This is a genomic window from Chengkuizengella marina (genome assembly GCF_009910845.1).
Lineage (GTDB): Bacteria > Bacillota > Bacilli > Paenibacillales > KCTC-33759 > Chengkuizengella > Chengkuizengella marina.
The window spans coordinates 1-11,264 of the sequence record NZ_SIJB01000044.1; the positions used below are offsets into that span (position 1 = coordinate 1).

At 36.5% G+C, this 11,264-nt stretch carries 9 protein-coding genes; all 9 read left to right on the plus strand.

What is annotated here, in order from left to right:
• Positions 1-82 precede the first annotated feature (82 nt).
• Positions 83-472 (plus strand): phage tail assembly chaperone, encoded by a 390-nt coding sequence (locus ERL59_RS18405; protein WP_160647711.1) that lies wholly within the window; start codon positions 83-85, stop codon positions 470-472.
• Between the two features lie 169 nt (positions 473-641).
• Positions 642-2,267, plus strand: coding sequence for a phage tail tape measure protein (locus tag ERL59_RS18410; RefSeq protein ID WP_160647712.1), 1,626 nt, complete (start codon positions 642-644; stop codon positions 2,265-2,267).
• 13 nt (positions 2,268-2,280) lie between these two features.
• The gene (locus ERL59_RS18415) at positions 2,281-2,703 is read left to right on the plus strand and encodes a hypothetical protein (RefSeq protein WP_160647713.1); all 423 of its coding nucleotides are present in this window, start codon (positions 2,281-2,283) and stop codon (positions 2,701-2,703) included.
• 1 nt (position 2,704) lies between these two features.
• Positions 2,705-3,697 (plus strand): XkdQ/YqbQ family protein, encoded by a 993-nt coding sequence (locus tag ERL59_RS18420; RefSeq protein ID WP_160647714.1) that lies wholly within the window; start codon positions 2,705-2,707, stop codon positions 3,695-3,697.
• The gene (locus ERL59_RS18425) at positions 3,697-3,954 is read left to right on the plus strand and encodes a DUF2577 family protein (RefSeq protein ID WP_160647715.1); all 258 of its coding nucleotides are present in this window, start codon (positions 3,697-3,699) and stop codon (positions 3,952-3,954) included. Before ERL59_RS18420 ends, ERL59_RS18425 begins: the two co-directional genes overlap by 1 nt.
• Positions 3,951-4,379, plus strand: coding sequence for a DUF2634 domain-containing protein (locus tag ERL59_RS18430; RefSeq protein ID WP_160647716.1), 429 nt, complete (start codon positions 3,951-3,953; stop codon positions 4,377-4,379). Before ERL59_RS18425 ends, ERL59_RS18430 begins: the two co-directional genes overlap by 4 nt.
• Positions 4,376-5,431: a baseplate J/gp47 family protein gene (locus tag ERL59_RS18435; protein WP_235929950.1), complete on the plus strand. Its 1,056-nt coding sequence runs from the start codon at positions 4,376-4,378 to the stop codon at positions 5,429-5,431. The genes ERL59_RS18430 and ERL59_RS18435 overlap by 4 nt, the downstream gene beginning before the upstream one ends.
• Position 5,432: 1 nt before the next feature.
• Positions 5,433-5,993 carry a putative phage tail protein gene (locus ERL59_RS18440; protein WP_235929951.1) on the plus strand — a complete coding sequence of 187 codons (561 nt, stop codon included), beginning with the start codon at positions 5,433-5,435 and terminating at the stop codon, positions 5,991-5,993.
• A gap of 17 nt (positions 5,994-6,010) precedes the next feature.
• Positions 6,011-11,233, plus strand: a complete 5,223-nt coding sequence (locus tag ERL59_RS18445) for a carbohydrate binding domain-containing protein (protein ID WP_160647718.1) — start codon at positions 6,011-6,013, stop codon at positions 11,231-11,233.
• Positions 11,234-11,264 lie beyond the last annotated feature (31 nt).

Below are 11,264 nucleotides of genomic sequence, written 5' to 3' on the forward strand. Positions count from 1 at the left end.
AGCTCTAGGAAAAGAAGAGATCCCGTTTTCATTTAGTGATTATGAAATGGTGGATACAATTGCATAAAAGGAGAGGTATTGCATGAGTAAAAAATTAACAATAGCTGATTTACTATCACAAAAGGAACAGTTGAAAAAGAGAAAGAAACGGACCATGACTTTGTATATTGAGTCTGTTGATGCTGAAATCATTATTGAAGAACCAAGTCGAGCTTTCGCAATGGAAGCACTGGAAATGGCACAAGATGATAAACGAAGTGATCAAGCCGATACTCACGTTGTATATCACTGTGTGGTTGAACCCAATTTAAAGGATAAAGAACTGCAAAAACAATTTGGCTGTGTAGAACCAACCGACATTGTGGACATCATTTTTAGACCTGGAGAAGTATCCACCATCAGTCGTCAAGTCTTAGAATTAGCAGGATATGGTCAAGGTGTTCAAAAAGTGGATCGTGAAATAAAAAACTAATTCGTAGTGATGAGGATATCTATTTTATTCATCACTACTTACACAAAGGATTTTCAATAGAATTTCTCTTGAATGTAGATTTCATGACAAAACGATTTATGATCCAGTCCATGCATCAATACATGGAAGATGAAAATAACAAATGGAAAGTGTAAGAAGGTGAGGCGATATGGGAGCTAAAGATATATCCAAAACGTTATCCCTAAAAGATAGAGTGAGTGGGACCTTAAAAAAGATTAGTAAAGAGACAGTGACTTATAAAAAGAACTTAAGAAATCTAAAACAATCTGCAAACAGTGCTTGGAGTGCTGTTAAAGTAGGTGCCGCGGCAGGAGCAGTTGCAGCTACAAGTGCAGCAGTTGGATTTGCAACATTAACCAACAGTATGATGGACTATGCTTTTAAAGTGGATAAATTTTCACAAGTCATGGGAATGACTCGTAAAGAGTACCAACAGTGGGATTATGTCATGAAGCAGGTTGGGTACTCTGCAGAACAAGCGAATGGAGACTTGGCCGCATTAGGTGAAAAAGCAATGGACGCAGCGAATGGGGTCGGTGAAGGAGCCGAGTTTTTTGGAATGTTAGGACTCCAAGTCACGGATACAAGCGGAAAACTAAAATCCCAAGAGCAAATATTTAGTGAAACCATTACCGCATTACAAGGCATGGAGGATGTCACAAAAAGAAATGCGATAGCATCAGCACTTCTTAGTACAACTGGTGAAGAACTAGTTCCGATTTTAAATATGACAGCAGAAGAACTAGAAAAGATGAAATCAAAAGCGAATGTGATTGATGATAGAACCATAGAAAACAGTAAGAAATTTAAAACATCAATCAAGGATTTGAAAACAGGATTAATGGGAATGTCTGCTGAATTAATTGGTCCTGCATTACCTTATTTCAACAGTGGGATACAATGGGTGATTGATAATATTCCAACCGCGAAAGCGTTTATGTTGAATGCATTTAATGGCATCAAACAAGTGATTGCAGAAAACGCAGGGGTTTTATACTTTTTAAGAGATTCTTTTTTGAAGGTGTATGAAGGAGCTGCTTATGTTTATCATTTTATCGCAGATAATTGGTCTTTTATTTCTCCTGTGATTTGGGGGATTGTGGGGGCATTAACAGCCTATAATCTGATCACAAAAGCCATTGCAATGAAAACAGCGCTATGGACAGCAGCACAATGGGCCTTAAATGTAGCTCTCAATGCAAATCCAATAGGGTTAGTTGTCATGGCTATTGGATCTTTAATTGCGGTGGGTGTGACACTCGTAAAAAACTGGGACAAAGTAGAAATGGCTGGTCAAAAATTATGGAATGGAATGGTGGGAGGTGCTGAATGGATGGCTAACTCAGTAGTCAAAGGAATCAATTGGATGGTTGAGAAGGCACTAGGACCTATCAACAATATGATTGATGGATTAAATAACATACACGGAGTAAATATCAAACCTATTGCTTTTGGTGGACTCGATGAAGTGAGTTTCGGTGCAACGAAATTTTCAATGGATGATCCTATGACAGTTACAAATGAAACTTGGAAAAATTACGCTCAAGGGAATGACAACACAGGAATAGATCAACCATTTACACCACCAGAGATTGAAACAAATACGGATGTGTTGAAAGGGATGACAGCCGCCTTACAAGAAAACACTAGCACGATGAAATCAACGAAGGGTGGAGGACCTACTTTTTACATTACTATAAATGGTAGTGATCTAACTGCAGAAGAAATTGCTGACAAACTGGTTCCTAGAATTCAACGTAAACTATTTACCTAAAGGGGGTAATTGAATGATTTCTATATTTTTATCTATAAACAACAACGAAGAAGTCATTGAATTACCTGTTATACCTGAAAAACTAGAGAATGATTCACCGTTTAATAATGATAGTTTTGAAGGGATGAATCAGGAATTGAATCTGGTTGGTACTCGTGGCAATAAAACAATGAGCATCGATAGTTTTTTTCCTGTTACGGATTATCCATTCTTAAGGTCACGTGAATTGTGGGGAATGGAATATGTTGAAACGATTGAACGATGGCGCGATCGTAGATATCCATTGAGGTTGATTATCGCAAATACAAACCCTAAAGGGTATGCAGTGAATTTGGCTGTGACAATTGATGATTTTACTTATGGAGTTGGAATAAGTGAAGATATTGAATACAGTTTATCCTTGCGTGAATTTCCTATCATAAGGGTGGGTGGTTAACGTGTTTAAGTTAACTCTAGCTAAATCCACTGTACAATATGATATCACTACACTAGTAGGTAGTTTTTCTTGGGATAGTGAATTTACAGTAACATCCACATTAGAGTTTGAGGTTGTCAACGGTGATACACGTTTCTTTCCCAAAAACCCTTGCGATGTGGGAGATATGGTGATTTTGATAAAAAACGATAGTGAAATATTCCGAGGGATTCTGATTGATGAAAGTAAAAGTGGTAGAGGTGCAGTAACCTACAGAGCGAGTGATTTTTCATGGTATTTAGGTCAATCCAAGTCAGTGTATCAATTTAATCAAACATCAGCCACACAAGCCATTACGACTATATTAAATGATTTTGGTATTTCAATTGGTTCGATACTAACCATGCCGACCATTATTGATAAAATCTACATTCAAGAATCACCGGGTAAGGTCATTCAGGACATCATTGATAAAGTAGAAAAACATGAAGGGTATGCCATCAATGGTGAAATGAGAGAAGGAAATCTGTTTCTTGAAAAGCGAAATGATTTGTTGATTGAGGGACAGTTTCAATTAACCGAAGATTTGAGTTTTAACGTGACTGATGTAATCGGTGATCCACAGCGTAAACGAAGCATTGAAGAAATGCGAAATCGAATCAAAATAATTGTGGATGATGAAGAAACAGGATACGAAATCACAGCAGAAGCAGAAGATACTGGACTAATCGAACGATATGGATTGATAGAAGAAACCATAAAAATAGATGCAGAAGATGCAGCTAAAAGTAGACAGGTCGTGAAGAATTTACTAAAACAGCTTGGAAGAGTTCATGAGACAGTAAGTATAAAACTAATGGGCGACATAAGGTTTAAATCAGGTCGTCTTTTTGACGTTGTTGAACCTGTGACTGGTATTAATAATCGTTTTATGATTGTTTCAGTAAAGCATCAAGTGTCAAACCAAATACACACGATGGAGTTGGAATTAGTATTACCAGAGGGTGTTGCATAATGAAAAATATTGATAAACTAGCTCAAATGTTTAAGGAAAGAGAAAATCAAGACTATATTGGTGTAACCATAGGGAATGTGATTTCCACAAGTCCATTGCGTATAAGTTATGGTCAAAGTGTGATCTTGGAATCACGTCATTTAGTCATTTCTAAAACATTTTTTAATAGCCATGCAGAAAAGGGGGATAAAGTCATGATGATGCCCGACAATAAACTTAAAAAATGGTATGTCATTGATACGGTGGTGAGCATGTGAGTTTACCCAAAATAGCAGCATTGGAATTTGAAATTAAACAGACAAATGAAGTTGAAAGTGTGCATAAAACATACGTATGGGATTATGAGACAAGGGACTTAAAAGTAGTAGGTGGAAAACTTGTTGAAGCTACAGAAGTTGAATACGTGAAAGAATGGTGTAAAAAAGCGCTCAGTACCATAAAATATTCCTCTATTTATGATAATGCCGAGTATGGAAGTGAACACCACTCCCTAATTGGGACCACATTTAAAGCTGAGTTCCTAAAATCAGAAATAGAGCGAATGATTAAAGAGGCTTTATTGCAAAATGATTCCATTACAAGAGTGGATTCATTTTCATTATCTCAATCCGGATCATGGTTAACTATAAGTTTTAGTGTCCATAGTATTTATGGCACGTTAGAGCAGGAGGTGATGATTTGAAGGATAGAAATGAAATTCATGAAGAAATGCTTACCAATGTCAGTGATGACTATGATAAAACGGTAGGGACATTTATCTATGATGCAACGAAACCTGCAGCAATAGAATTTGAAAATGCTTATTCTGAGTTAAATAAAGTTGAGAGTAAGTTAAGCATAGAGAATTTATCAGATGATGAATTAGAACAAAGGATTAACGAGAGAACAGGAATTGAACGAAAGCCATCTACTAACGCAATAGGATATATAACGGTTGAAGGGAATGGACAGATATCAAATGGTGATTTGTTTGAAACAGATTCAGGGGTACAGTTTGAATCAACTCAAACAAAAACTATCAATGGTAGTGATATTGTAAATATAAGATCCATAGAACCAGGTGAGGTTGGAAATGTTCCATCAAATCAGATTACATTAGTGCCTGTAACAATAGCCGGCATAACCTCAGTAAACAATCCAAATCCTACAGCAGATGGGTTTGAAGCTGAATCTGATACAGAGTTACTAGAAAGATATTACGATAAAATCCAAACACCTAGTACAAGTGGAAACAAAGCTCATTATATCAACTGGGCAAGAGAAGTATCAGGTGTAGGAGATGCGAGGGTTTTTCCATTATGGAACGGTGATAACACTGTAAAAGTAATGGTTATAGACTCTAACATGCATCCTGCAAGTCAAAATATTATTGATGAGGTACAGCAATATATAGATCCAGATGTAACAGGCATGGGGGAAGGGCAAGCACCCATAGGAGCATTTGCAACAATAGATACAGCTACAGCCATTGAAGTTAATATTCAATTTTCAGTTACAACAGAGGTGGGATATAGTGAATCTGATGTTGTAGAAAGTGTTTCTAATTCTATTACTGAATACCTGCAACAAATTGCTTTTGATGAAGAATATGTATCATATGCCATGATTGGAAACCTTGTACTAACAAGTGAAGGGGTTAAAGACTACCTAAATTTAACTGTTAACAATGGGCTTAATAACATAAGTGTTGGAGAAACAGAAGTGGCCATATTGGGAGGGATTAACATTGTCTGAGATGATTAATCACCTTCCTATTTTTATGCGTAAAAGCAAGGTGTTTTTAGAACTTTTTAATGCTGAAGAGCAGGAGCTTTACCAACTGAATGTAGCTAGAGAGGATTTGTTAAGTCAACTTTCAGTGGATACAGCGACATGGGGTTTAGATATTTATGAGAAAGAATTAAAAATCAAAACGGATAAAACAAAAACATTTGAAGAAAGACGAAGTGTAATCAAATCCAAGTGGCGAGGATTTGGTAAAGCTGATTCTAAACTCATACAATTGGTTGCTGAATCCTTTATGAATGGGCAAGTAGAGGTTAGATATGAAAATCCCAATGGGGAGCCCAATCCTCCTTATTCCATCATTGTAAAATTTATAGGAACACGTGGGGTGCCTACTAACCTTGAAGATTTACAGAATCTAATTGAGGAAATCAAGCCAGCACATAAAGGTATAGAATTTGAATTCACGTATATAACTTGGAATGAATTAGAGCGAGGTACTTTTACTTGGAATGACATAGACTTGATGATTTTAACTCGTAATGAGTTCGAAACTTTGAAAGTAGAGTAAAAAAGGAAGTGAAATGAATGCCAGAGCAAAGCAAGAACTATTCATTACCTAAACCACTTGGACATGAATATATGAACAGACAGGCTCACAATGAATTAATTGATTCTGTCGATGATGCCATTAAACAAGCAGAAGACAATGCTAAAAACCATACAGATGAACTCGTAGATCAAGCAGAAGTAAAGGCAAAGGACGCTCAAGCTGAAACGACTAGAAATACTGTACACAGTGGGTTTCTGAATCTAAGTGATTTTGATTTAAGCGAACCCAATAAAATTAAGCTGTTAAAAGACCAGGTAGTCAATGTAAATGGGTACTTAAACACTATCTGTGAAGGCACAGAGTTTGATTTGCCTGAAGCACCAACAGAAGGTAGTAGAGAAGATTTAGCTTTTTTGGAATTTTATTTTCCTGTTGATAGTAATGAAATGACTTATAGGACACGTACAGTTGCAGGGGTGGATTTTGAGGAGTATTATTCAGATGGTTTTTCAAAATTAGCTAGTTCTAGAAACCCTAATGTTCAAGCTCAAGGTGGTGGGAATATAGATTCGGGAATTTCATTTAATAGATCGGATTTATTCTTAAACTTTAGAGATGTTGGCTTATATATTACAGGTAACGATCCTAGCACTACTCTATTAGAAGTTACAGCAGATGGATACGTCTATGCCATCCCTATGTTTCGAATTAAACGTAGAAATAGTGGAGGATATAGCGCCAGCAATGGGAATGGGGCTAGGGAGTATTATGACAAAATTGATATTCTTACTAATGGTTCAGTCATATCGGGTGAAGTACGACAAGCATCTACTTTTACAAGTGATTATGAAAAAATAGTTGTAGGTGATACTCTTCTTGCGGAAGGATTAAATAATGTTCCTATAAAGATATTAAGCAAAGATGGAGATAACAAGGTAACAATTCAAAATTTGCATAGTAGTAGTATAGGAGATAATTTATTTAAGCTAAAATCAGACCGCCCAGACAACCTATACTCAAACATCATAGATCAACGTGACATCATCGACCTACGCCACAAAGTATCCCTTACAGATGTAGATTACAACAAAGTCATGAATGAAGAATTTAACCGACTCTTAGCAGGGGAATACGAAAATGTTGAGATGAAAAAAGAGTATTTTGGATTGGAGAAAGCTCCTAGTTATGTTGAGCCTAAGTTACAGGGTGTAAGTGTAAAGGGTGAAGATGGAGTTACTAGGGAATTAACGAACATACTAGGGGATGCTAGTTTTAGAGACAATGATTTGGGGCTCTGGTCGAAGATGAATGGTAGCTATGACTATACTATAAGTTTTGAACCTTCTAATTCAAAGGAGTATAACAGTGTGGTGTTAACATCACACAGTGCAGATCCTACTACGTCTAGATGTGTTTTTCGTTCCGATATAAACCTGAGAGAAAACCAGCATTATATTTTCATAGCTGATGTAGAAGTAAATGATGGAGCTAGGGGAGAAATGAGAATTGCGGCTAGTAACGATATTACTTTATTGACTGGAAAATTTGAAACTAGCGGAAAGTATTATTTAAAGTTTCATAATGCAAGTGCCATTGATGATGGATGGTCAGGGGTATACAACCGCACTGAAGTTGGAGAAGATGGAAAAACGATAAAAGTAAATGGGATGCGTCTTTATGAAATAGACCAAGAAACCTACAACAAAATAAATGTTGATCCTGAATTCACAGGTGAGGAATTAGTGAAAAAACTCCCTTATGTGAATAGTTATCCAAATGTTATTGAGAATTTAGTACCACCATTTTATAAGTGGAATATTCATGGAAATGCAGAAATTATTGTACCATACCAATTAAAATTAAACGCGACAGAGGATAATCAACATTCTACTATTGATATACCTTGCCTTTCAAATACAATTTACACGTTTTATACAAAAGGGGACTCCTTTCATATTTATACCAAAGATTCTAGTGATACGACTCTTTCTTATACGTATAGTAAAAATTTATATACTTTCACAACAGAATCAAATGCAGAATTTATTCGTTTGTACGCTACAAATGGTGCAAGTGGAGCAGGAATTTATGAGTTTGAGAAGCCAATATTAACAGAAGGTGAACCTAACCTTGTATTCGTTCCACAAGGCAAATGGTGTCTACCATACGATGTTGCTAACCAAGAAAACAATACACGTTTTGACCTAACTGAACAAAAATACATCTTATCTGATGCTCAGACTAGCCAAAGAGTAACCGACACAATAAATGTATTATCTACTCCACAAAAACACATTAAAGTGACGCAAAGTGTTGATGGTACTTGGACAGTTGGGGATACGATTAAGGTTAAAGGTTATGACGGTATTGTTAGTGGTGTGATTGATACAGATACAACATTGGCTGTAATTATTGAAGATGCAGCAGAGGTTGGAAGCACCGTAACAGTTTCTGTTAATAATACAGAAGGGATTACAGTAAATGATATATTTAGGATGGCTAAATCAGATGGTACTTTATATGGAAGCTATACTATAAGAGTTATTGATGTAAATTCAATAGAAAATAAATTAACATTAACATATGATCATGGGAATGTAACTTTGCTAAAGGGTTATTTTTTAGTAGAAAACACAGCAGACACATCAACACCTGTAGTCAAAGCAGATGGTATTTTTGGTACTTGGACGAATCTAGCAACCTATGAAGCAACCTATACTATAGATACACCTCCAAGCGATAACACAGCAGACATTTTGATTGAGTATAGTGTTAACTATGTAGGTGGGAATGGAATTGAACATGTACCAACGGAAGTGTTAGAATGTGAAGTGAACGGACAGAAGCTTATTAAATCTGATGATGGTATTGTGACGGTTAAGGCTAATTTTAAGGGTAAAACAGCAGGAGATACGGATTTAGTACCACATATAGCTGAGAGAGGTTATAGCTCGACACTGTTAAGTCCTTATGACATTACTTCTGGAGAAGCAGATTACACAAAGATCAATTCTTTAGATGGGAATTTATATAGTCCGACTACAACAGTAAATGGGTATATGGCTAAGTTACCATTAAAATTCAACATCATCCGAGTCATCCAAGACAAACTAGGCGAAGGTTTTTTTGAAGGTTGCGTGACGATTGAGGATAAAGTGCAGATGGCGAAGGATAGATTGAAAAGCATTGGTTGTAATTGGTGGGGATATGGTCAGTGTCCGAATGGGAATAAAGCTATGGGGAGTTTTTGGCTTACTGATAGTTCCATTTGGCAAGATGGAGGAACAAGTTGGAGTCATTCTTCTTCTGAAATTAGTAAAATTTCTATGACATCTATATATCCTAATAGTCGTGTTGACGACAACGGCTTCGTCCACTTCCTAGCCTACACTGATCCATCTGACGGAGTAACCGCATCTACCATCTCTACAGATTATGTAGAACTTGAAATCCAAATCGATGTATCTGAGTTTGGATATGATGTACTTGTTCCCGAAGAACAGTTTCCAGTCATGACTGAGAATTTACTCACTCAGCATCAAGCGTTTCCTGTTGACTTAGATTCATTTAGAGAGAATCATCTAGATGAAGCGACCAATGAAATATCAGATTTTGGAGTAATAAAAACATCTATAGTTGATGGATCAAGTGGGGCTGGATGGTATCATGCGGTTCAAACACCTGTCATTCCAAATGTAACATACACAATGTCTGCTGAAATCAGAAGTGCTAGTGATGTAGATGCAGCATTGAGAACTGAATTAAGATTGGGGAATGAAAATGTAAATGTTGATTTATATAGTGGAACACTACCCACGGAATGGACTAAGGTATCAAGATCATTTACTGTAACAAATGAAAATACGGCATTTAGGTTTGTTTTTTACATTCTTGGTACTGAGAGTGGAACCGTTTCATATGAAGCAAGAAACTTAAAACTAGAAAAAGGCATCAACCCTAACCCAACATGGAGCGAAGGACGAAAATCAAAAACCACGTTGAACTATCTTGGAAAAGTCGTAGGGGATGACGTTAGTGTTCCTCATAAATTTTACAGAGGAACTAGGACATCCCAAGATGATCCCTCAACTTATACAGCAGAAAATACTAGTGAAAATTACAATTCAATAAGTAAATTAGATGGGATTTTATATTCGTATACTACCTCTACAGAAGGTAATTACGCACAACACGTATTTGAATTCGACTTATCCCACTTAGGGCTATCCCTATTCGAGCTAAAAGATAAACTTCGTAAACTTTCCGTTTCATGGACTGGGTATGGTGAAGGGGATGATGGGATTGGATTGGCTTATGGGGTTGTACTCGATTGGTGGGTTGATAATAAAAACTGGTGGAATCCAAATTATGATGGCAATAAACACTCATCCGATTCACCACAAACTATAACAGTAAGCAATTCATCTGTTTATGGATCAGATATCTATCGATTGATCACCAACAACCAAAAAGTACGCATCCTAGTCCAGAGCACACATCCAGCAGGATCAAACTCAGATTCGATTGTAAACACCGTCTATATCAAACTAGACGTGGAACTATCCGAAGAAGTAGATTATATAAAATCAAACATTGTTAAAGTACGTAAAGAAACAAAGGAGATAAAGCTAGAATATCCGATTACTGATTACCGCACAGGAATAACGGATAATGTGGCTCTTTGGTATGATCATATGCCAGTATCTAAACCATTGGAAACTACCGAAGATGTGACGGTATTGTCTGAATTAGGAGATATATTAATTTCAGACTTATCTAGTGCAGTGGGAGATAAACAAGGTGTACACCATTGGATGAATCCTCTATATAGAGTTGGAAACGATAGTTTAAACGTATTTGGTGAATTTGGTTTTGCAAACATTCCACTTGCTGCAGACTCAAAAAATGTGAATGTTGGAAAGTCTATTCAAGTCAATGGATCAGGATTTAGAGACTACTTTATCACTCAATATGGAATATCCACTTTACAAAAACCGATGGTTGGAATAATCGGTAATTTAGTCATGCATGAAAATGAGTTAAAACTATTAATTGTAAGTATCTACAACGAAACTGGATTGATAGATACAAGTCAAAATGGGGTAGGATTACTGTTACCCATTAAAGGTAAACCACTAGTGAAATTAGAGAAGGGTGAAAGAAATCCAGCAATCACACCGAATGCATGGAGAACGCAAACAGGAGAGATACAGGGATACTTAGATCAAAACGGTGAGCTAATATTGACGTATCAATAGGGGGTGGTACTTTGGATTTCTCAGGGAATTT